Raw genomic sequence first — 23,698 nt, 5'->3', positions numbered from 1 at the left:
TTAGTCAAAATATAAGTAATAAAAATTTAAAAAGGAATTAGTGTAATTTCTTCTACTTTTCAAATCTCTCATAATCGGTTATAATACGTCATAAACAAATTCTCCAGTTCAGCTGCTTTTTGCTTTTGGTTCAGGTTTTGGGCTGTTACCGTTAGTTGTTGCAAAGTGAGCAGGTTTATTTGAATTTCGCGGGTAAATACAGAATTGTTATCGGTTAAATAATATTGTAGTGCCTGAGTAGCCCGCTGGGTAATTGTATCCCGGATGGCTTCGCTTTTTTCTTTTTCACCGGTTTTCGCCAGTAATTCGGCTAATTGTACCGTTTGGTAATCGTAAGGCAAGGATTGGTCGGGCAAAACGGTTAAGCAACGATTAATAATATTCCGGGCTTGAACAGCATCACCAGCTATAAAATAAGCTTCGGCTAAAGCGTAAAATTGCTGGCGGTAATTCGTAACAATAGTGGCCTGGTAAGTTTCGTCGTAAAAAATACGCGGGTTTTGTAAATTACGCCACCGGAATTTCTGCATCAGGTTTTGGTACATAATCTCTTTGGCTACGTAAGGCTCCGGACCCGGATTAGGATTTAAAGCGGGGAGCAAGCGGTAAGTCATGCCTTCGTTTTGCAGGTAAGGTTTAAAGTACATAAAATCGTCCTGGTTCAGCGTCGAAGAAAAATAAACCGGGCGCTGCCAATTGTTAGAGGCCAGAATATCAAAAATTATTAATTGCTTTTTCTCCATTCCATTTGGCGAAATTTCCCAAGTTATTTGGTCAACTACCTGCGCCTTGCGGTTTGCCGGAACAATGCCTTTTGGCAATACGGCCGCTTTATTAACCGGTAAAAAGAATTTTTTGGTCGGAAAGGATAAAAACATTCGTCCATCCTGGGCCTGAACTTGCAAGGCGGGGTGGTTTTGCTTTACCAGGGAAATGAATTGGGTTACATCCATACCGGCGGCAACTTGCGGTTGGGCAACGTAAGGTAAATAGCTGTTAGTGCTAAACTGGTACTGTTCTTTTTCCAGCGAAATAGGCAAGGGAGCCGAGGTATAGGCAGGCCGCTTCATCTGACTAATATACCAATCGGTGTTCAAGTAACTCAATACAATAACGCGCACATCCGTCCGGAAACCTTCTACTTCCTGGGCGTACCACAGCGGGAAAGTATCGTTATCGCCGTTCGTAAATAATATGGCATTTGGTGCGCAGGAAGAAAGAATGTTATGAGCCATATCCGTGGCAAAATACCGGTCGGAGCGGTCGTGGTCGTCCCAGTTTTGTTGGAAGAGAAGAATGGGTACCAACAGGCTTAAACCGACCGCTACGGTAACCGGAACCAGTAAAGATTTACTTATTCGCTGAAAAACCTGCGCCAGTGCCGGTACGCCCAGACCAATCCAAATAGCAAAGGCATAAAACGAACCCACAAAAGCGTAATCCCGCTCCCGAGGTTCAATGGGTGGTTGATTAAGGTAAAAAGCAATGGCGGCCCCGGTAAATAGAAACAATAAGCCCACCATGGTTGCATCTTTCCGCTGGCGGCGGTAATGGTACCAAAAACCGAGAAGTCCTAAAAGTAAGGGTAAGGCATAGTAAGCATTTTGGGCTTTATTTGTGGCAATACGATGAGGTAGTGGCTGGTTGCTTTTCCAGGGCCAGTTCACGCCTGCATGCTGAATATCGCTGTCGCGACCCACAAAATTCCACAGAAAATACCGGCCGTACATGTGGCCTAACTGGTAACGCAACAGGTACAATATGTTTTGCCGGAAAGTAGGCGGATTATTTTTATCAATGGCTACCCACTTCTGGTATTCGTTTAAATGGCTGGGTTCTTTGCTGTAGAGCCGGGGCAAAAGCTGCAAGCCTTTGGGGTCGTAAACCGGTACAATTTTATAATCGGCCACTTCGTAGCGATTTCTTCCTTTTACATATTCGGGTTTGCCTTGTTTCTGGTCGATTAACTCGGTGGCGTATTGTGGTCCGTAGAATAAAGGACGTTGTTCGTATTGTTCCCGTTTGAGATAGGCAATGAAACTAATAATATCTTCTGGATTATTTTCGTCGAGTAAAGGATTGTAGTTGGAGCGAATAGGAATAATCAGGTAAGAAGAATAGCCTACCAGGATAAAAATAAAACTCAGAAGTAGCAGTTGACCTACTGGTTTTTGTTTCTGATGCGCCCGGCGTAAGCCGTACAACAGCAGACTCACAAATAGCAACCCAAAAATTAATAATCCGCTCCGAAAGGGTAAGCCAATTGAATTAACAAAAAACAACTCGAAAGCGCCGGCTAAAGTAGGTAAACCCGTGATGATGCCGGCCATAAATACACCAATCAGCAGCAGACTAATAACAAAAGTAATTGTAGCTCCTCGCCAGGTAAAAGAATAATGTCGGTAATAGTAGATAAAAGCCATGGCCGGAATAGCGAGTAGATTTAATAAGTGTACCCCGATGGAAAGCCCCATCATATAGGCAATCAGCAAGAGCCAACGGTAACCCACTGCCGAAGAAGAACTGCTTTCCCATTTCAGCATGGCCCAAACCACAAAAGCGGTAAAGAAAGAGGATAAGGCATATACCTCCGCTTCGACGGCTGAAAACCAGAACGAATCGGAAAAAGCAAAACTGAAAGAACCAATAACGCCGCTGCTAATAATTAAAAATATTTGCCAGTTGGTAGGAGTGGTACCTAATTTTAAGACTGCTTTTCTGGTTAAGATAGTAATGGTCCAGAACAAAAACAGAACGGTAAAGGCGCTGGCCAAAGCCGAAATGCTGTTTATCCAAAAAGCTACTTTGGCTACCTCTCCTAAAGCTAGTAAAGAAAACATTCGGCCTAAAAGCAAGAACAAAGGTGCTCCGGGAGCGTGCGGTACCTGCAACTTGTAAGCCGCCGCAATAAATTCGCCGCAATCCCAAAAGCTGGCCGTAGGTTCCAGAGTGAAAAAATAAACTCCCAAGCTTAAAGTAAATACGAGCCAACCTACCCCGTAATTGATTTTATCAAAGCGGGTTTTATCAGTTTTCTTTTCAGCATTTCTATTTCCAAGCAGAATAGAACCAAACGGAATAAGTAAACCAATTACAACTAAGGCAGGACCAATGGTTAAACCTAACACACCAAATCCATAGGGTTTATCATCCAGGCACATGAGTATAAAACCCAAAACCAAAATGCTTAGCCCTACTAGTAAAATCAGGTAATTGCGTTTGCCGAATAAAATTGCCGGTTGCATGTGCTTTAGTATTTATCTTGTTCCGGCAAACATACCCGGCAAAAGCAAGCACCCAGGTTAATGATTTGTAAAAAGATGTTAATGAAATGTTAAAAAAAATCAGAATCTGGTTTTATCGTTTATTTTTGATGAGAAATGGAGAAAAATAGCGCTGTTAGGTAGTCTAACTAATTGGTAGTTATGAAAGTAGATGGCTTAGTTCTGAAATTTGCTGCAACGGCACTGCTGGTATTACTAGCTTATTTTCCTTTATTCGCTACGGGAGCTATTTTATTGAATAATAAAAATTGAAATGTATGAGCCGCAGAAAAATCAGGATGATTATTATACTGGCTACGGTAGCTTTAGGAGGTTTGCTAACCGTGCAGCTGCTATGGTTAAATAAAGCTTTTAAATCCGAAGAAAAAGAATTTAATCTGGCGGTGCAGGTAGCCATGAGCCAAACGGTGCAGCAATTACTGGCAAAAGCCAACCCGGTAGAAACAGCTAAACCGGTTAAACACCTGACTTCCAGTTTTTTTCTGGCCGAAGTAAATGCGCCGATAAAAGCGCAGGAACTGGATACTTTACTTCGCCAGGAATTTGCCCGCCGGCATTTAAGTATTCCTTATGAGTATGGCATTTTAAATGCCGAAGATGATACCTTGGTTTTTGGAAATTACGTGCCGGCAACCATAAAAGTAACTAAAACAGAAGCTTTCCTCAAAAATACTATCCAGGCAGCCCCGAATGGTTATTACAATTTTGTGGTAGTTTTCCCCACTAGAACTACGCACATCCTCAGCGAAATGCAGTTATGGGTTTACTCTACTTTGGCGCTACTGGTAGTTATACTATTTTTTGCTTATATCCTTTATTCTATTCTGCAGGAAAAACGACTATCCGAATTAAAAGCCGATTTCATTAATAACATGACCCATGAACTGCAAACCCCTATTACCAATATTGCCATTGCCAGCGAAATTTTAAGAAAAGCCGATTCTAACTTGCCAGCGGCTAAATCCCAACGTTACCACCAGATTATTTTTCAGGAAAACGAGCGCTTAAAATCACAGGTAGAACAGGTACTGCAAATGGCTGAGTTAGATAAAAAAGCCATGCGTCTTACCAAAACCAGTATCAACGTGCACCAGTTACTCGCAGATAGTTTGCAACGCCTTAGCTTGCGGTTACAAAAACGTTCGGGCCAGATTACCTGTTATTTAAACGCCGAAAAAGCTACCATTGAAGCCGACAGCCAGCATCTGACCAATGCTTTGTATAACTTACTCGATAACGCCGAGAAATATTCTCCGCAAACTCCCAATATCCAGGTTTCGACCCGCAACTACCAGCAGGGTATTCTAATTTCCATTGCCGATAAAGGCCAGGGTATCCGGAAAGAAGTGCAACGGTTTATTTTCGATACTTTTTACCGGGTGCCTACCGGAAACATTCACAATGTACGCGGTTTTGGCCTGGGGTTAAGCTATGTTAAAACTATTATTCAAGCCCACCAGGGATCTATTCGGGTAAAAAGTCAGGAGAACCAAGGTAGCTGCTTTGAGCTTTATTTACCGTTTAGAGCTTAAGCACAATTACCGCTTAATAGAGAAATATTTACGACTAAACAAATTGGTACGCATATTACTGGTAGAAGACGACGAAAACCTGGGTTTTCTGGTGCAGGATAACCTGGAAAGCGAAGGTTACGCAGTGCAGTTGTGTGCCGATGGCCTTACCGGATTGCGGGTATTTGGGCAGCAAACTTTTGATTTATGTATTCTGGATGTAATGTTGCCCGTTGTCGATGGCTTTACCCTGGCGCAGGAAATCCGGAAAATAAATACTTCGGTTCCGCTTATTTTTCTTACGGCAAAATCGCAGCCCGACGACCGGATTCACGGCTTACGCTTAGGCGCCGATGATTATCTTACCAAACCATTCCGCCTGGAAGAATTAAATCTACGCCTGAAAGCCATTCTGAAACGTACCTTTATTTCACCTATCCCCAATACTATTATTACTTTTGGCCAGAGCCGGCTCGATTATCCTAATCTTTTGTTGTGGGTACAAAACCAGAAACTACAACTCACGCAAAAAGAAGCAGATGTGCTCCGGATGCTGTGCTTGCAATTGAATACGATTGTGAAACGCGAGCTTATTTTAAAAACCATTTGGGAAGACAACGGCTATTTTGTAGCCCGGAGCATGGATGTTTTTATTTCCAAACTTCGCAAGTATTTACGCCCTGACCAATCGCTGCGCATTTCTACTATTCACGGAGTTGGGTATAAACTGGAAGAGTTGTCGAACGCAAGCAAATAAATAGCTATTGCTCAGGAAGGATTGTTTTTAGCCTCTATTTTTTCAGTAAATTGCTTATTTTTAGTAGGTTATATAATTTTCAGAACTAAGTCTTTAAGTGACTTGTAAAAAAATGCTTTAAGAGTAGGGTATAAATGAGCCAATTGGGTGTCTATATAAGAAAGATAACAATAAGTTAATAAAGGTAAAAAAGACACTTTTAAACAAAATCGTGTAATTTTAAGCGTATCTGTTTTACCTTCGTTTTTTATCTGTAAAATCACTCTTTACACCAGGGTTGTTTTTATTTATGCTGCGGCATTTGTTCGGGTTATGAAAAAATATGTATTCTCTCCGTACCATAAGGTTGTTTATAGTTGTCTGATCTTATTCTTACTGGCATTTTCTTTTGGATTCACCGATCGGTACTTCGAAATAGCGAAAAACCTGGATACTTTTGCCTCTATCTACCGGCAGTTAAATAGCCATTACGTAGATGAAGTGAACCCCGCCGACTTAGTACGCGAAGGCATTGATGCCATGCTAGCCTCCCTGGACCCGTACACCGAATACATTCCAGAAGCTGACATCGAAGATTTTAAAATGAATTACGTGAGTAAGCAGTACGCGGGTATTGGCATATCGGTGTTTACCCGAAAAGATAAAATTATCGTATCAGAACCTTACGAAGGCTTTTCGGCTCAACGGGCCGATATCCGGGCCGGCGATGAAATAGTAACCATTAACGGAGTTCCGGTGAAAGGTCGGGGGAGTAGCGCTGTTAGCGAAATGTTAAAAGGGCAAAAGGATACTCCCGTTAAACTTACTATAAAGCGTTACGGCGAAAAACAGCCATTAGAAAAAACAGTTTTGCGGGAAGTAATAACCTTTAGTAATGTATCCTACGCGGGCTTGCTGCAAGATAGTATTGGGTACATTAAGCTCGATAAATTTTTAGAAAATTCCGCTCAGGAGGTAAAACAATCTTTCCAAAACTTAAAACGACAGCACCAAATAAATGCCTTGGTACTAGATTTACGGGGTAACGGGGGTGGAATTGTGCAGGAGTCGGTGGACATTGTGAATTTGTTTGTAGAGAAAGGAAAGAAAATAGTAACGCAAAAAGCCAAAATAAAAGACAAAGATATCATTTACCAGGCTACCCTGTCGCCGGTAGATCCGTTAATTCCGTTGGTGGTACTTGTGGATCGGGGCTCTGCCTCCGCCTCGGAAATTGTAGCCGGGGCTATTCAGGATTTGGATCGGGGTACTATTATTGGTAATCGTACTTTTGGGAAAGGCCTGGTACAGCAAACCATTAATTTACCTTATAATTCACTGTTAAAAGTAACGGTAGCCAAATATTATACTCCCAGCGGACGGTGCATCCAGGCGCTTGATTATGCGCACCGCAATCCCGATGGCAGCGTTCGCCGAGTATCAGATTCGTTAATGGCCGAATATAAAACCGCCAATGGCCGCTCTGTTTACGATGGCAATGGTATTTACCCAGATTTAGTTACCAAAGAAAAAAGCTACCACAACATTGCGTATAGCCTCATTAGCAAGTCGTTACATTTTGATTATGCTACCCACTACCGCATGACCCATGCTTCTATTCCGTCGGCGCGCTCCTTTACCCTCAACAATGCGGATTACCAGGAATTTACTAAGTACCTAGCCGACAAAGATTATAATTATACGACCAAGAGCGAAAAGAACTTAGAAGAACTTAAAAGCATTGCGGAAAAGGAAAAGTATTTCGAGGATATTAAATTAGAATACAACGCCCTGAAAAGTAAATTAGTCCGGAATAAAAAAGATGATTTAAGCCGTTGCCAAGACGAAATAAAAGAAATTATAGAAAACGAAATTGTATCGCGTTATTATTTTCAGAAAGGCCGCTTAGAAGCTTCTTTTAAAACCGATGCGGACGTAAAAGAAGCCATTAAAGTACTATCGGATAGAAATAAGTATGTGGCTATCCTGAAAGGGCAAGGCCCTTATAAAGTAATTGGCAAACCTAAAATGGAAGCTTTGGTAAATGCCAATCAGCAGCCGTCGAATAGTAACTAAATAACAGATCTGCTCTGCGGTTAACTCGTAAATTATTCCTTTAACATTTCTAAAATCAATGCCCAAAGATGCTCGTACGGAATAATTTCAATTTCGGCGTAAGCATCACCGGGAACGGGTGTAGTTTTAAGCAATTGTAACAAACGTTCGGCTTTCTTTTTCGCTTGCGTATAATCCAGGTCTTCTTTTACCAGCAAAACCAGCATTTTAAAAAACAGCAAGTTGCGTTTACTAAGGTGCGATAAGTGGCGGTCAGCGTACTTTTTAAGCGATTCAATTCGGTAACCTAATGCGTCGATATCTTGAGCCCGCACAAAATACATGTACTGCAAAATCAAAATTGCAACATTAAAGCCTTGCTTATCCTTACTGTATTCGGGTACCTGCGACATTAAACGCCGATAATTAGATTGTTTTAATAATTCATCCGAAGGATTTACAAAATAAAGATAGGTGCCGTACAGCGACCAACGTTCCTGCGCTGAACGGGAAATTTTTTTAAAAAATGTATTTCGCGTTACCTCGGCGTACAACTTAGAAGCCTGCCCATATTCTCCGGCATGCATGGCCAGCAGAAAATAATTTTCCATGAAAGCAAACCAATTGTTAGTAGAGCGATTAAAAACCTGAACGAACGAAGCCGCAGCCTGGAGGCCTTTCTCGTACTCCTTTACCCGTAAATAAGCATACACGTTGATAAACTTATTATACCGGTCGTCGAAGCGTTTTTTATTAATTTTGCCTTTCTGTAAAAGATCTTCGGAAAGAGCCGTTGTTTTAAGGATTTCGGCAAAGTTGCCGGTTAGTTCGTGTAAAGAGATACTAAGTTTATAGTAGTAGTCAAAAATATTAGCCGAATACGTTTTTTTCCAGAGTTCTTCTAATTTCTGTACCACATCTTTCAGTTTTTCTAAATACTTATTCTTCGCCGAAACGGACTTATTTAATTCTAAACGGGAGGTATAATATAAGTCAGCGGCATCGTGCTCTAAAGTCGCTAAACTACGGTATTTGGCCAGAATATTCTTGATTTTATAAAAATCCTTACTGGAAGAGCTTAACGAATAATTTTCCAGCAGTAATTGGTAACAGTCAATTATAATGGAGGTAAACTCTGCTTCTTGCGCCAAATCCAAAGCGGAGCGTAGAAGACCGGCAGAGGTAATATTTTCGCCTTCGTTCATTAAAGTCCGGGCCTGGTACAATAAGGTAAGACTTTGCTGTTCGTAGCGATGCGAAATTTTTAAGCTCTGATCGGTAAAATCTAAGAAAAATAAGTGGTTTAATAATTTTTTGCGCAGCCTGGATTTTAGCATCTTTATGCGAGGATCATTTGGTTGCGCATTATACATTAATGCAGCTGCCTGCTGATCGGTTTCGCATTGATTTGTTTTAATTTTAATAAATAAATCTACTTCCTTGTTCTTAGATTTACTTTTTATTTCTAACAAAGGGAAATTTTTTTGTCCCCGGTTTGTTACTATTCTAACTAATCTACGCAAATCCTCCATCAGAAAAACTACTAAAAAGTGTATTTAAATCATTACCAATAATAGGAAATGATTTATAAACCGCAAAAAAGTGGCGTTACTTTTTGCCATAAATATTCCTTTATAAATCGAACAATTAGTTAGATATTTGTATAGTGTAATTGTCTTGTTTTTGTTACTTATAGCAAAATAATTAGTAAAATCTTTGTAAAGCAATCTTGAGCCATTTATTCCAATTAAAGATATATAAATAATTATATGTGTTTATTTATATGCTTCCTTGGAATTTTAATTGTTATGTTTAATGGCACTTTTTCCTTTTCTAGTCCTATTTTATGTGCCAACTTTGTTTCAACAAAATAACCAAACTTGTAAAACAATTTAAAGCCATAAAATCATGTTAGAATTATTAATCGCCGCCCTTATTCAAGTATCTGTTTTAACCAGCGGTTCTGCCCCAACTGCCCCAACTTCTACTAACAATCCTGCAATTAAAGCATCTTCGGCTCCTACTGTTTCTACTAATATTGGTACTTCCGGCTGGGACGACAGAAACTAACGGCTACCTAATTAAAAATCAGCAAGGATAAAGTTAGAATAAGGACAAGCTCCTCTTTCTATTTAATTCATCCCTTAAACTTATTTAATAATCTATGTTATTGATGAGGTGCTGGTACGCCGTAAATAAATATATAATACAGTAATAAATACATGGTAAACAGGAAGTGTAAGCATTATAAGCTTATATTTTACTCCGGGTAGTAGATTTATTGCTAACTTATTTTAGTTTTGTTTAACTTCAAATAAGTTAATAGCATTGTTCGATGAGCGCTAAGAAGCTTTTCTTTTTTCTACTACTTTTATTTTTTTTTAACGCTTGCCAGCCTGCTAATAAAAAGGAAGAGGTAGTGGTTAGAGCCGTAGCCGATCCGGAAACTTTAAACCCCATTGGGTTTAGTTCGGCAAATGCGGTGCAAATTATAGCTTTACTGTACCAGTCGCTTTTAACGATAGATTTACAAGACCAACAACTGAAACCGCTACTGGTAGAAAAGCTACCGGCAGTGCGGCAGGAAAAAGGTAAGTCGTACTTTACTTACCAACTACGTAAAGAAGCTGTTTGGGACGATCAGAATCCAATTACTGGCCGCGATGTAGCTTTTACGTTAAAAGTTATTAAAGCCCCACTGGTAAAAAATAATAAATTGCGAATAGCCCTGGATTATGTTCAGGATATAAAGTTGGACCCGCGGGATCCCCGAAAATTTACAATTGAATGCGAGGGGTATGTGCCCGAAATGGGTTGGGAAACGGGTGATTTTGCAATACTTCCTGTCCATCTGGTTGATCCGCAGCATCTTTTAGACGAATTTTCGGTGCCGGATTTAATAAACCAGTATGATTCACTTAGCAATCACCCTAAAATAAAAACCTTTGCGGATTGGTTTAACAGTGCCCGATTTACCAGAGATAAACAATTTTTAAAAGGGAGTGGTGGCTACGAACTGGTAGATTGGAAAACCGGGCAATACGTACGACTAAAGCAAAAAGAAAACTGGTGGGCAACTCGTCTGAAGCCTCAACTATCTTATATTACGGCGCAGCCTGCCAATATTAACTTCCAAATTATTCCTGAAAATTACTCGGCTTTAGTAGCACTAAATAATGGCCAGTTAGATGTTTTCTCCGGAATACCTCCCACTAACTTTGTAAAATTAAAACGAGATAAATCTTTTTTAGAAAGATACGCTCTGTTTACTCCTGCTACTTACGATTTCACCTATATCGGCATAAATGGCCGTAACAAGAAGTTTGCGGATAAGCGCACGCGCCAAGCATTAGCGCATTTGCTCGATATTCCTAAAATAATTACTATAACCCAGCATAATTTTGCGAAGCCTACCGTTGGAATAGTAAACCCCATCGACAAACAATTTTACAATGATAGCATTCAGCCGTATTCCCTAAACTTACAAGAAGCGGAACATTTGCTGCGACTTGCCGGTTGGCAACAAAAAAACAATGGCTGGCAAAAGCAAATAAATGGTCAGGTAATTCCTCTAGCCATTAAATTTAATTACCGGGCGGGCAATAATGAGTTTGAGAATATTGCTGTAATTTTTCAGGAAGCGGCCGCTAAAATTCATATTCCGGTAACTATTGAGCCCCTGGAAAGCGTTTTATTAAGTAATAAGCTAAGAGCCCAGGATTTTGAAGTAACTATACGCTACTCTATGGGGAACCCGGGAGCCTTTAATTATAAACCCATTCTGCACTCAGAAAGCGCTGTTCCCGGCGGACTTAATTTTACTGGTTTTGGTACTACCCAGAGCGATAAGTTAATTGAAGCTATTAGTCAAACCAAAGATAATACCCAACGGGCTAAATTGCTGCGTAAATTCCAGGAAGTAATGCACGAAGAAAGTAATCTTATTTTCCTTTACTTTAATATCGACCGACTGGCTATTCATAAGCACTTCACTAATTTAAAAGTTTCGGCGGTTAAACCCGGTTATGATATTAGCGCTTTTACTTTAAAAAGCAATTAAGCAATGCTGCGGTATGTACTTAAACGTTTGTTATTGGTACTGCCTACCCTCTGGATAATATGTTCCTTAGTTTTTTTATTAAGCAAAACCGTTTCGGGTACTTGTCAGGATTGGCAGCAAGGCGAAATTGGCCAAACCTTTAGCCGGTTGGAGCCGGCCCGTAGCTCCAACAATTTGGAACCAATTGTTCCTCTTTTTTACTTCTCGCTCCGTTCTTCGGCGGAACCAGATACTTTATTCCGGGTACAACCAGAATCACACCGCTTGTTTTTAAAATCTTTCGTTCTAACATCCGGTAATTGGGCGGCAATAGCAGCATTTTACCAGGCTCTTACCACTTTGCAAAAGCGCCTCCAGCTAATGCCGGAGACAGCCCTAACCAATAAGCAAGAACTTAAGCAGCAACTCGAATCCGTTTTTACGCTAACGGAAGCAAAGCAAATGCAGCAAACTTTAGAACAAGTAGAACGGCAAGCAAAACGCCAACAATTACCAACTCATTTTATTCGCCAGCTTACTTTCGCGCAGCACCAGTTAAAAAATATTCAGGCACAACCCGTCCGGGCTCTAATTCCTGCTCTTACCTGGCATGGGAGCAACAATCAGTATTATTTGTGGCTCAAAGCCTTTATTCTGGGCGATTTAGGAGTTTCCTGTCGTGATCAGATTTCGGTTAATGATAAGATTGCCGAAGCGTTTTCCAATACCTTTTTTATCACCGTTTTAAGTTTAGGGTTATTATTTTTCTTGGCTTTTGAAATAAGCATTTGGTTAAATAAAGCGAGTCAGAATAAGTGGCGCCGGTTTACATTAGGCATCTTGTACGCCTTAGATAGCGTGCCGCTTTTTATAATGGCTTTGGCGCTGCTTACTTTATTGGCGAGCGATGCTTATTTTAATATTTTTCCGCCTTATGGTTCCGGAAGGATTGTTGCCTCTGAAACGCCCTCTTATGTAACCTGGATTTACCAGCTACCCTACTTGGCTCTACCTGTAATAAGTTTAACCATAGCTAATTTACCTTACGTTACGGGTCAAATACATCAGGCAGTGCAGCAATTACAAAATCGCGAATTTATTTTAACGGCCAAAGCCAAGGGGCTTTCGGAAAGTGTGGTTCTAAGGCGGCACGTGTTGCGTAATGCTTTGCTGCCCGTTATTACTCTTTTCACCGGCTTTCTGCCGGCTTTAGTAACGGGGTCAGCCGTAATAGAAAATATTTTTTCCATTCCGGGCATGGGCCGTTTGCTGGTGGAGACAGTACTGGCCCGCGATTTTCCGGTGTTAATGGGAATAGTGCTTTACTTAGGCTTTATAAAAATAAGTGCAAACATTTTGGCCGATGGCTTCTACTTCCTGGCCGACCCACGCATACGGGTACCGTCATGAGTAAAATTAAAGAAAATACAAAACCAAGGCGAACGGTAAAATGGCATTGGCAGGAAAAACTGGCAACGGGATATTTACTTATTTTTTTACTAACTGTTTTATTTGGTCTGCCAGCAGGCTGGCTGCCCGACCCCAATAAAATAAATTTAGCGCAAGTATATTATCCGCCTTTTAGCTTTTCTAAAATGGTGGGCCAGGAAACCATTCATTGGTTAGGCACCGATCAGTTAGGGCGAGATGTTTTGGCTAATTTGGTAGTAGGGGCTCAAACAGCGTTACTTGTGAGTGTACCTGCTATGGCGTTGGCTACTCTTATTGGAATAACCTTAGGTAGTTTAGCTGGGTTTTGGGGCGATACTGGCTTTCGCATTTCCTTGATTTCCTTTATAGTCAGTCTAGTTTTATTGTTTTTAGCAATTTATTACGGTTTTTATATCCAACAATTTCATTGGGTACACGCCTTCCAAAGTGGTTCCAGGTCAGTTTTAGGGAAATTAGGCAATGCGCTGTTAATTTTTGTTTTTTTAAGTTTCTGCGGCTGGCTTTTAGTGAAAGTATTAAAAAGGCTTGGTTTAAAAAGACAAATAACTTTGCCTCTTGATCAAATAGTTCTTAAAACTATAGAGGTGATAGGATCCGTTCCGCGGTTGTTACTTATTATGTGTTTGGTGGCTTTTACTCAGCCCGCGTTACGGAATATTGTTTTACTAGCTACGCTTACTTACTGGGCGAGTATTGCCCGTTTAGTGCGGAGCGAGCTGTTGCAAGTAAAGGAATTACCTTATGTTCAGGCGGCCCGGGTTGCCGGTTTATCCGAAAGCCGCATTCTTTTCCGGGAAGCTTTACCCAATGCTTTACCGCCCGTTGTGGTAGCCGTGGCTTTTGGTTTAGGTAACTTAATGAGTCTGGAAGCCACTCTTTCTTTTTTAGAAGTAGGTATTCCGGCGGATGTTGCTAGTTGGGGAAGAATGATAAAGGGCATTAAAGCAAATTCGGAAGCCTGGTGGTTATTGTTTTTCCCGGCATTTACGCTATGTTGTACCATTCTGTCTCTACAGGTAATAGCTCAGCGGGTCTTAAAATGGATGAGCCCTACCCGTAATAATTAAAATAAATATGTTATAAATACTGGTTTTTTGTTCCGGGGAAAAATTATTTTGGAAACAGGAATAATAATAAATAAAAGTATTGGATTGAACTCAACTGATTGATTATAAAGTATTTGTGCTGATATTTTTAAGAAGTAATTTTCATGTTGCAGCTAGTTGTAAAAAATAATACAGGAAAAAGAAGAACGCAGATGCATGTTACCGATACTAGTATATTTTCTTTTTTGAAGCATAAAATAGCTGTTACTATTGTACTGTAAAGCTCAGCTGCTACTGGGTAAATTAAGGAAACAGCATTATTTTATGACCAAAGTTTCGTACTTAAAAGTTTTCGAAGTATGTAAGGCTTTTATTTATCGTGACCTCCGGCCGATGAAAAAAGATGCGGGGCTTTCTGCGGATGCTCTTATCCTGACGGACGTAGTAGGTAATTGTTTTACCCGTAAACCGCGAACCGGTATTATAATTGGTGGCTATTTCATTCCGGAAGTAGGAACAGAATCACCCGAAGAATTAACTATCCGTTATTAAAGCGTAAATAGTTACAATGGTCCACTCTGTTTAAAATTAAATTTCGGGGGGATTATTTAAAAAAATACTTTACTAAACAAAGTTCAAGCATACTAGAGTTTACAATTTAATTACTGCTGGCCCGAATCTCGCCTTATTCATTATTATCTTTTCTGAAGGCAGCGCTTATACTATCCATTCCGGATTCCGGAACATAAATAATTTCTACACTAGTAAAACTAAATTTCTACACTAGTAAAACTATTTAGAGAAAACTTTATTGCCTTAGTCTTTATCAATAAATTTCTTGAATAGTCCTCATTTTTCAAGATTTTATAAAAATACTTTTTAGTGATAACGTTGTCGGTAACGTTTGCGCGAAAAATATTATTTTTTCGGTATTTAATTGCTTGATAATTATTTATAAATTTTGTATGATTGTTATAGCCTAATCTTAAAATGACCATATATGCTAGTAGCATCGAAGTTAAGCTGCAAATAAGGCAAATTTTAATTTTAGCTAGTTTTAAATTTCTTTCAGCTGCTGTATTATGTAATTTTTAACAAATGTTGGTTTTAAGTGCCAATTATTTAGTTAAACTCTTCTTTAGATTCAGTGTTTGTCTGTCAACACTACATTTGATTTAATTTCTTGTAATCTGGTTTTTTAGAAAAGTTACAATCTTAATAATTGTCAGTATGAAATATTTTACTCTTAAAAACAACTTATTAATTTGCATTTTACTAATAAGTTCCACGGCTTCGCTCAAAGCTTATGCTAAACCTTTATTAGCAAGTAGCTACTCGCCCAAGCTTAAATCTATTAGCAGCACTACAAAAGTATCTGTGTTTGATTGGCAGGTAACTGGTAAAGTAACTACCGCCAATGGCGAGGCTTTGCCAGGGGTAACAGTTTTGGTAAAAGGTACAACTGTTGGCGCTACTACTGCTCCCGATGGAACGTACTCCTTAAATGTGCCGGAAAAAGCAGCTACGCTGGTGTTTTCTTTTATTGGTTACACTACCCAAGAGAAAGAAATAACTGGTCCGGGAACCGTAAACATTACCCTTGCCGACGATACCAAAGCTTTACAGGAAGTAGTGGTAGTGGGCTATGGTACGCAAAAGAAGAGCCAGGTAACCGGCGCCATTTCTTCTGTTTCAGCCAAAGAAATATCGGAACTGCCTATTACCAACCCGCAGCAAGCTTTGCAAGGAAGAGCGGCTGGGGTAGAAGTTTTAAGCCAGGGCAATAGCCCGGGAGGAGGCGTAAACGTGCGTATCCGTGGCCGCCGTTCGTTTAATGCGGGTAATGATCCGCTTTATGTGGTAGATGGTATTCCGCTTTCTGGCGATATTAACGATATCAATCCGCAGGATATTGAATCGATGGAGGTATTAAAAGATGCTTCTTCCACGGCTATTTATGGTTCCAGGGGCGCCAATGGAGTAGTAATTATTACCACCAAAAGGGGAGTTCCCGGAAAAGTAAATATTACCTATGATGGGTATTTTGGAGTAAATAAAATTATTAACCAGTATGATGTAATGAACGGGCCGGAGTTTGCCGAATACAAACGGGAATCGCGCCGGACAGTTGGTAGATATCCTGCCGGGCCGGCCGATCCGGCAGCCGACAAACTTATATTTGATGCAGTAGAATTAGCCGGTATTGCACAAGGCCGCTCAACTAATTACCAGGATTACATTACCCGTACCGGTACGCAGCAAAGCCACCAATTAGGTATCTCGGGTGGTACCGAGAAAACGCGTTATTCTGTTTCATTTAATCATTTCTTTGAGAAAGGAGTAACCATCGGGCAGGATTTTACCCGCGACAATATTCGGATTTCCTTGGATCAGCAGATCAGCGATAAGTTAAAATTTGGCGTAACCATGATGGGAAGCTTGGGTAAGTTAAATATCGGCCCAAATCCTTTTGGCGTTACGCTGCGCGAAAATCCATTGGGCTCGCCGTATGATGCAAACGGGAAACTCCTTTTCCGGAATACATCGGATGGCGCTCAAACGAATCCTTTGTTAGAAGTACTACCCAATGCCGTTATTAATGAAAACCGTCGGGGCCGTATTTTTGCCAGCTTATTTGGCGAGTACCAAATTGCGAAAGGCTTATCGTACCGTTTAAATTTCGGGCCGGATTACTCGGCTCGTAGAAGTGGTCAGTTTATAGCAAGTCTTACCAATGCTCGTTCGGGCGGTACTCCATTCGCTCAGAACGATAATAATTATTTGTTCTCTTATACCCTGGAGAATATCTTGAACTACAGCAAAAAGTTTAATGAGGCTCACGATTTAAATATTACCGGGTTATTTTCCATCCAAAAAGAACGTCGCGAATTTTATCAGATTAAGGCAAGTGGTTTAACTTCTGCTAGTCAATTATTTTATAAATTGTCGCATGCGCCCAATATAGAAGGAATAGACAGCGATCTGAACGAAAGTGGTTTATTATCTTATATGGGTCGGGTAAATTACGGCTTCCAGGATAAATATCTCTTAACTTTAACTACCCGGATTGATGGTTCTTCTAAATTTGCCGGCGAAACTGGATTGTTCGGAAGTACTAAAAAATACGGTTTCTTTCCATCGGCGGCTATTGGCTGGCGCATTAGTGAAGAGCCTTTCATCAAAAGTATTGCCTTTATCGATAATTTAAAGTTAAGAGCCAGCTATGGCCTTACCGGAAATCAAGGGATAGGAGCTTATGCTACCCAAGGTTCTTTAAACCGGACTACTTATGCTTTTGGTACTACCGGCGCTTTTGGGTATTCTCCCCGGACTTTGGTAAATCCTGATTTACGCTGGGAAACTACCGCTACCGCTAACGTGGGCTTAGATTTTGGTTTTATCAATAACCGAGTATCGGGCTCAATTGAGGTATATCAGCAGAATACCTTTGATTTGCTGATGCTCAGATACCTGCCTTTCACCAGTGGTTATGGCAGTGTACTGCAGAACGTAGGGAAAAGCAAAAATTCCGGAATAGAGATAGCAATTTCTACGGTAAATGTGGACATGGGAGGAAATGGTTTTAAATGGACCACCGATATAAACTTTAATTCCAACAAAGAACAAATTGTAGAAATCTATAACGCCAAAAAAGACGATGTAGGCAGCTTGTACTTTATTGGTCAACCCTTAACCGTTTATTATGATTATGAAAAATTAGGAATTTGGCAAACCAATGAAAAGGATCAAGCTCTATTGTACAAGCAGGCGCCCGGCGAGATAAAAGTAAAAGATCAGAATAACGATGGCGCTATTAATGCTTTAGACCGGGTAATATTAGGCTCCGATATTCCGGATTGGTCCGGCGGTATTACCAACCGTTTCAGCTATAAAGGAATAGACTTTTCTTTCTTTATTTTTACCCGCCAAGGTAGTATGATCCAAAGTGATTTATACAATAACCTGAATTTCTTAGCGGGCCGTTACAACAATATGGACGTGGACTACTGGACCCCGAACAACCCGACCAATGCCTATCCACGGCCTAATCAGAACCAGGAGCGCCCCTTATATAATACGACCATGTCTTATTTTGATGGCTCTTTCACAAAAGTTAGAAATATAAGCTTAGGGTATAATATACCCACTGCAATCAGTAATAAATTTAAAATGTCCTCTTTACGGGTGTATGCCAGTGCGCAAAATCCTTTTATCTTCTCTAATTATGGCAATAATCTGGATCCCGAACAAGCCCGGGGGCGCAGCAACGACCGGGAACAATCGAACCTGATTAGTATTGGAACGCCATCCGCCCGACTGATTATGTTTGGGTTAAACGCTAAATTTTAAGTTACCGAAAGCATTTATTTTATGAAAAAATTATTATTTTTAATAGGCAGCCTGGCTTTTTTTAGCCAAGCCTGTAAAGATGTTCTGGACGAACAAGTAGTATCTAATGTTACCCCGGATTATTATCTAACAACGGCCGGTTTTGAGGATGCGGTTAAAGCATCGTACGAACCTTTACGGACGTGGTACGGAACCCAACGAGGTTTTACGCTCACGGTTTTCGGCACCGATACGTATACCAAAGGGGCCGATGGCGATTACAAATACGTAAACGATTATACCCCTAATTTAAATTCGCAGGTAGATTATATCCGGGACCTATGGAATGATTTTTACCGGGCTATTAATACTACTAATACGGTAATCGACCGGGCTCCTAATATTCAAATAGATGAAACTCTCAAAGCGGTTCGGGTAGCCGAAGCCAGATTCTTGCGGGCTCATTATTATTTTGTACTGGTACAAACCTACGGTCCTTTACACCTGGCATTAAAAGAAAACACCCAAGTGCAGACCACCGCCAGCCGCTCGCCGGTAAAAGATGTGTATGATGTAATTGTATCCGATCTGGAAAGTGCCATTGCGGTATTGCCGGCCAAACAAAACGATTACGGTCGCGCAACGAAGCCCGCCGCGGAACACTTGCTGGCTAAAGTACTGTTAACGCGGGCAAGCATCCCGGATGCCGCTAAACCGGATGATAACCAAAGGGCAGCAGAGTTGGCAAAAGGCGTTATTTCTAATTATGATTTTGCTTTATTACCTACTTTTACGGCCGTATTTGATCAGGGAAACCAGCAGCACTCCGAAGTTATCTGGGCCGTGCAATATACCCAGGATTTAATAACCAACGGTACGGGTAACAGCGGGCACCTTTACTTTCTGATGGAGTACGATGCCGGTCATAAAGGAACGCAGCGCGATATCGCCAATGGTCGTCCGTTTAAACGGTTTAAGCCTACCTTGTACACCCTCGACTTATTTGATCGCACCAAAGATTCGCGCTATAATGGCTCCTTTAAACAAGTGTTTTACGCGAATAATCCAGCTACTTTGGCTCCCGGGATGAAATTAGGCGATACCGCTATTTGGGTAGCTCCCACTGATATTTCGCCTGAATTTAAAGCATCTAAAAATTATGAAATCATTGATCGGACGGCGGTATTAGCTCCGGGAAATTACCGGTATTTTCCTTCTTTAAGTAAATTTTTAGATCCACTGCGGCCTTCCGTACAACACGAACCCGGTTCCCGCGACTTTATGGTGGCCCGTTTAGCGGAAACGTACCTTATTGCGGCGGAAGCACTGTATAAAATTGGCAACATCGACGAAGCCGTACAACATATAAACGCGGTGCGGCGGCGGGCGGCTATACCGGGTAAAGAATTAGAAATGGAAATAACGGCCGACCAACTGAATATGGATTTTATTTTAGATGAGCGGGCTCGCGAACTATTGGGAGAAATGGACCGCTGGTTTGATTTGGTAAGAACCGGTACGCTCGTGGATCGGGTTAAAAAATATAATCCGGATGGTGCTCCCAATATTCAGCCGTTCCATGTGCTGCGTCCGATACCAAACGACCAGATTGACCGAACCGAAGGCGGCGCCGCTTCTTTCCCGCAAAATCCGGGTTATTAAGCAAATAGTTATTATTACGAAAACAGAGCCAGCAGTTTTACCAAATAAGGTTCTGTTTTCGTATTCCGATAACATTAACGGAAACGTTACCGAAAAATTTATTACTTTTTTACTAGTATGTGCCGGTAAAATAATATAAGTTTAAGAAGCGTAAGTTTCGTATTTTCAGTTTTAAAGCTTATGAGGATGTGTTTTTACCAGTTTATCTAAATTTTTAATTTTTAGATAAATTATCAGAAGTGTTCAACTAAATAGCATGTCAGAAAAAGTAAATCGCCGCCAGTTTTTAAGTCGTTTTGGTCTTGGTACGGCTGCCATTTCCCTTGTAGTGAATTCGCCGCAAGCTTTTGCGGCTGGTTTGGCGGCATCCGGAATTAAGTTTGGTTATTCGGCTATTACCTGGGGCGGCAAGGATGTACAGGCTATTAAAGAAATCTCCCAATTGGGCTTTACCGGTATTCAGTTACGGGCAAATGCCTATTCGGAATACGGCCAAAAGCCGGCGGAACTTAAAAAGCTCTTAGACGAGGCTAAATTAGAACTGGCCATGTTTTCGAGCGGCAACGCCAATATTGATACTGGTAACGACGAAACCGAAATCAGCAAGCACGTAACGCACGCTAAGTTTGTGAAAGCCTTAGGCGATAAATTTATTCAGGTAACCAATTCGTCGCGGCCAAAAAGCGGTGCTCCTACGGAAGAAGATTTAGTAAAATATGGCCGGTTGCTCACGGAAGTAGGCAAGCGCACACAACCACTGGGCATAGAAACTACTTACCACAACCACATGCACCAACTCGGCGAAACGCCGGGAGAAGTAGAAGTAATTCTGAAAAATGCTGATCCGAAATACGTAAGTTTTTTATTGGATGTAGCGCATTACCAGCAAGGCGGCGGTGATCCGGCTAAGGCCATTCGGCAATACCAAAAACGCTTGAAAGCCTTACATATTAAAGATGTGCGCGATAAAAATGCTTTAGATCCGAGTAAGGCTTATCAGTTCGTGGAATTAGGGCAGGGCCGGGTAAACTTCCCCGAAGTTTTTGCCGCCTTAAAAGAAGTTAATTTTAAAGGGTACGCCATTATTGAGCTCGATGCCGTGCCCGAGAAAAACCGCACTCCCCTGGAAAGTGGCCAGATAAGCCGAAATTATTTGAAAAATCAGTTGAAGTTTAGCATCTGATTTTCATTAACTTAAGTATAACAGAATAATTAATAATGAAGGAGTTGAAAAAATGTATTCTTACTGGTTTTGTTGTTTTCAGCTTTTGGGGTACTGGTTTGGCCCAAGAAAACGCAAGTAAAAATTTAGCGAAAAATCAGCCGGTAAACACGCTAACGGCCACTGAAAAAAAACAAGGCTGGCAATTGCTCTTCGATGGCAAAACGACTAATGGTTGGCGCGGGGCGCACAAAGATGCTTTCCCCACCCAAGGCTGGCAAATTGAAAAGGGTGAATTAGTGGTGCTGCAATCGGATGGAGCTGAATCTCGGAACGGTGGCGATATTGTAACCAATCAAGAGTATGGCAATTTTGAACTAACCCTCGAGGCCAAACTTACCGAAGGCGCCAATAGCGGCGTCAAGTATTTTGTTACCGAAAAAGAACCGCCGCATCCGGGTTCTGCCATTGGCCTGGAGTATCAGATTTTAGACGATGACCGCCATCCAGATGCTAAAATGGGTAAAAACGGAAACCGAACCATTGGGTCGTTGTACGATCTAATTCCGGCCGAGAATAAAAAAGCAAAACCTATCGGCGAATGGAACCAGGTTCGCATTGTATCCAAGAATAACCATGTGGAACATTGGCTCAACGGCACCAAAGTAGTAGAATATACCCGTGCCAGTCCGGAGTACCGCGCCCTGGTAGCGCAAAGCAAATACAAAGATTACCCTAATTTCGGGGAAGCCGCCCAAGGTCGTATTTTACTGCAAGATCACGGCAATACGGTGTATTACCGGAACATCAAAATCAGAACGCTTTAATCGGCAGATATATTAAATAGTGCTATCAAACTTTAATGAATAATGGAAAATTATAACGAAAACTCCCGGCGAGATTTTATTAAAAAAGCTGCATTAGGTACCCTTAGTGTAGCCGCTATGGGCATCAGTGCCAAAAGTTACGGCCGCATTTTGGGCGCTAACGACCGCGTGAACGTGGGTATTGTTGGTTTTTCGAACCGGTTCCGCAGCTCCCTGGTTCCTTCTTTCCTGGACCATCAAAAAGAAATGAACTTCGATTTTGTAGCGGTATCGGATATCTGGAACCGGCGTCGCGACGAAGCCGAAGCTTTTATAAAAGAAAAAGCCGGGATGAAAATAAAGAAATACCGGAACAACGATGAGTTATACGCCAATAAAAATATTGATGCCGTAATTATTTCTACCGCCGATTTTCAGCACGCTTTAATGGGCGTAGAGGCCGTAAAAGCGGGCCGGGATGCTTACATCGAAAAGCCCATGGCGGAAAGCATGGAAGATGCTCGCGCCATTTTAAAAGCAGTAGAAGAATCAGATAAAATTGTGCAGATTGGCTCGCAGCGTAGGAGTGCACCCAATTATATTGCTGCTAACGAGTTTATCCGCTCGGGTAAATTCGGCGATATTACTATGGTAGAAATGTGCTGGAACGTAAACCAACCCGGCCGTTGGCGGGTACCGCTTACCAAAGAAATCCGCAAAGAAGATACCGATTGGGATCGCTTCCTGATGAACCGGCCGAAAGAAGCTTGGGATCCGCGGAAGTATTTGGAATTCCGTTTATTTTATCCGTATTCAACCGGTATTCCCGGCCAGTGGATGTCGCACCAGATTGATACGGTGCATTGGTTTACCGGTTTAGAACACCCACGGAGCGTATCGGCTAATGGTGGTATTTACATGTGGAAAGATGGTCGTAAAAATGCCGATACCATGACCGCCGTGTTTGATTATGGTCCGAAAGACGATATGAGCAGAGGCTTCCAGGTGGTGTTCTCGTCGCGGTTCCATAACGGGGCGGGCGGCACCAAAGAATTGTATTACTCCAACGGCGGTATGATGAATCTGGATACGAACAAAATAACTTCGGAAGGTGGTTTAACCCAGAAAATGGCCGACGAAATGGGTATGAAAGCCAACTTGCTGCAAGAATTTACCTTGCCCAACGCGGCTAAGATGGAAACGGCGGCGAATACCGGCGGTGACCCCATGACTTCGTTGCACATGCGCAACTGGATGGAATGCGTAAGAAGCCGTAAAACCCCGAATGCTTCGGTTAGGGCCGGTTACAACCACTCGGTAGCTAACCAAATGACCTATGCGGCTTTAACTACCGGTAAAAAAATTACTTTCGACGATGCCAAACAAGATTTAACTATTAGCTAGTATTTAGTCCGTAGTCGATAGACGATAGTCCAAAGGTTTGATTATTTGCGTATCAGCTTGTTTTAGGTTAAACAACTCGTTATATTATAATTTACTGAACACTAGTTAAATTCTTTTTAATTGATTCACCGTAAGAAGGGATGGTAATACGAGAGTTTTATCATCCCTTTTTCTTGCAACCGCTTACTTTATGAAGAATAATGCCTCTCAAT

General features: G+C 41.3%; 15 protein-coding genes. 13 read left to right on the top strand and 2 right to left on the bottom strand.

The features are described from left to right. Positions 1 to 68 precede the first annotated feature (68 nt). Complete coding sequence (locus tag AHMF7605_RS15835) at positions 69 to 3,245, bottom strand: protein O-mannosyl-transferase family (RefSeq protein ID WP_233219144.1); 3,177 nt, start codon at positions 3,243 to 3,245, stop codon at positions 69 to 71. Between the two features lie 296 nt (positions 3,246 to 3,541). On the opposite strand from AHMF7605_RS15835, the gene AHMF7605_RS15830 reads away from it, so the two are divergent. From AHMF7605_RS15830 to AHMF7605_RS15820, 3 genes are all read left to right on the top strand, one after another. Next, positions 3,542 to 4,816, top strand: a complete 1,275-nt coding sequence (locus AHMF7605_RS15830; protein WP_106930938.1) for a sensor histidine kinase — start codon at positions 3,542 to 3,544, stop codon at positions 4,814 to 4,816. Between the two features lie 43 nt (positions 4,817 to 4,859). Further along, positions 4,860 to 5,552, top strand: coding sequence for a response regulator transcription factor (locus AHMF7605_RS15825; RefSeq protein ID WP_106933500.1), 693 nt, complete (start codon positions 4,860 to 4,862; stop codon positions 5,550 to 5,552). A gap of 312 nt (positions 5,553 to 5,864) precedes the next feature. Further along, positions 5,865 to 7,607, top strand: coding sequence for a S41 family peptidase (locus AHMF7605_RS15820; protein WP_106930936.1), 1,743 nt, complete (start codon positions 5,865 to 5,867; stop codon positions 7,605 to 7,607). A gap of 32 nt (positions 7,608 to 7,639) precedes the next feature. On the opposite strand, the gene AHMF7605_RS15815 is transcribed toward AHMF7605_RS15820, so the two are convergent. Continuing rightward, positions 7,640 to 9,058: a hypothetical protein gene (locus AHMF7605_RS15815; protein ID WP_146153601.1), complete on the bottom strand. Its 1,419-nt coding sequence runs from the start codon at positions 9,056 to 9,058 to the stop codon at positions 7,640 to 7,642. A 436-nt stretch (positions 9,059 to 9,494) separates the two neighbouring features. Here AHMF7605_RS15815 and AHMF7605_RS29765 point away from each other — a divergent pair, with 436 nt between their 5' ends. The 10 genes from AHMF7605_RS29765 to AHMF7605_RS15765 all read left to right on the top strand — a co-directional run bounded on the left by AHMF7605_RS29765 (position 9,495) and on the right by AHMF7605_RS15765 (position 23,486). Continuing rightward, the gene (locus AHMF7605_RS29765; protein WP_158267524.1) at positions 9,495 to 9,656 is read left to right on the top strand and encodes a hypothetical protein; all 162 of its coding nucleotides are present in this window, start codon (positions 9,495 to 9,497) and stop codon (positions 9,654 to 9,656) included. 265 nt (positions 9,657 to 9,921) lie between these two features. Next, positions 9,922 to 11,646, top strand: a complete 1,725-nt coding sequence (locus AHMF7605_RS15810; protein ID WP_106930932.1) for an ABC transporter substrate-binding protein — start codon at positions 9,922 to 9,924, stop codon at positions 11,644 to 11,646. A gap of 3 nt (positions 11,647 to 11,649) precedes the next feature. Continuing rightward, positions 11,650 to 13,035, top strand: coding sequence for an ABC transporter permease (locus tag AHMF7605_RS15805; RefSeq protein WP_106930930.1), 1,386 nt, complete (start codon positions 11,650 to 11,652; stop codon positions 13,033 to 13,035). Further along, the gene (locus AHMF7605_RS15800) at positions 13,032 to 14,144 is read left to right on the top strand and encodes an ABC transporter permease (RefSeq protein ID WP_106930928.1); all 1,113 of its coding nucleotides are present in this window, start codon (positions 13,032 to 13,034) and stop codon (positions 14,142 to 14,144) included. Before AHMF7605_RS15805 ends, AHMF7605_RS15800 begins: the two co-directional genes overlap by 4 nt. A gap of 303 nt (positions 14,145 to 14,447) precedes the next feature. Beyond that, positions 14,448 to 14,675, top strand: a complete 228-nt coding sequence (locus AHMF7605_RS15795; protein WP_146153600.1) for a hypothetical protein — start codon at positions 14,448 to 14,450, stop codon at positions 14,673 to 14,675. Between the two features lie 678 nt (positions 14,676 to 15,353). Next, positions 15,354 to 18,473 (top strand): SusC/RagA family TonB-linked outer membrane protein, encoded by a 3,120-nt coding sequence (locus AHMF7605_RS15785; RefSeq protein WP_106930922.1) that lies wholly within the window; start codon positions 15,354 to 15,356, stop codon positions 18,471 to 18,473. 21 nt (positions 18,474 to 18,494) lie between these two features. Further along, a complete protein-coding gene (locus AHMF7605_RS15780; protein WP_106930920.1) occupies positions 18,495 to 20,114 on the top strand; it encodes a RagB/SusD family nutrient uptake outer membrane protein in 1,620 nt (539 codons plus the stop codon). A 256-nt stretch (positions 20,115 to 20,370) separates the two neighbouring features. After that, on the top strand, positions 20,371 to 21,297 hold the full coding sequence (locus AHMF7605_RS15775) for a sugar phosphate isomerase/epimerase family protein (protein ID WP_106930918.1): 927 nt from the start codon (positions 20,371 to 20,373) through the stop codon (positions 21,295 to 21,297). Positions 21,298 to 21,332: 35 nt separating this feature from the next. Further along, positions 21,333 to 22,103, top strand: coding sequence for a 3-keto-disaccharide hydrolase (locus tag AHMF7605_RS15770; protein WP_106930916.1), 771 nt, complete (start codon positions 21,333 to 21,335; stop codon positions 22,101 to 22,103). A 42-nt stretch (positions 22,104 to 22,145) separates the two neighbouring features. Next, positions 22,146 to 23,486 (top strand): Gfo/Idh/MocA family protein, encoded by a 1,341-nt coding sequence (locus AHMF7605_RS15765; RefSeq protein WP_106930914.1) that lies wholly within the window; start codon positions 22,146 to 22,148, stop codon positions 23,484 to 23,486. The last annotated feature ends 212 nt before the right edge of the window (positions 23,487 to 23,698 follow it).

This window comes from Adhaeribacter arboris (genome assembly GCF_003023845.1).
GTDB classification, from domain to species: domain Bacteria; phylum Bacteroidota; class Bacteroidia; order Cytophagales; family Hymenobacteraceae; genus Adhaeribacter; species Adhaeribacter arboris.
This window is presented reverse-complemented; position numbering and strand designations above follow the sequence as displayed.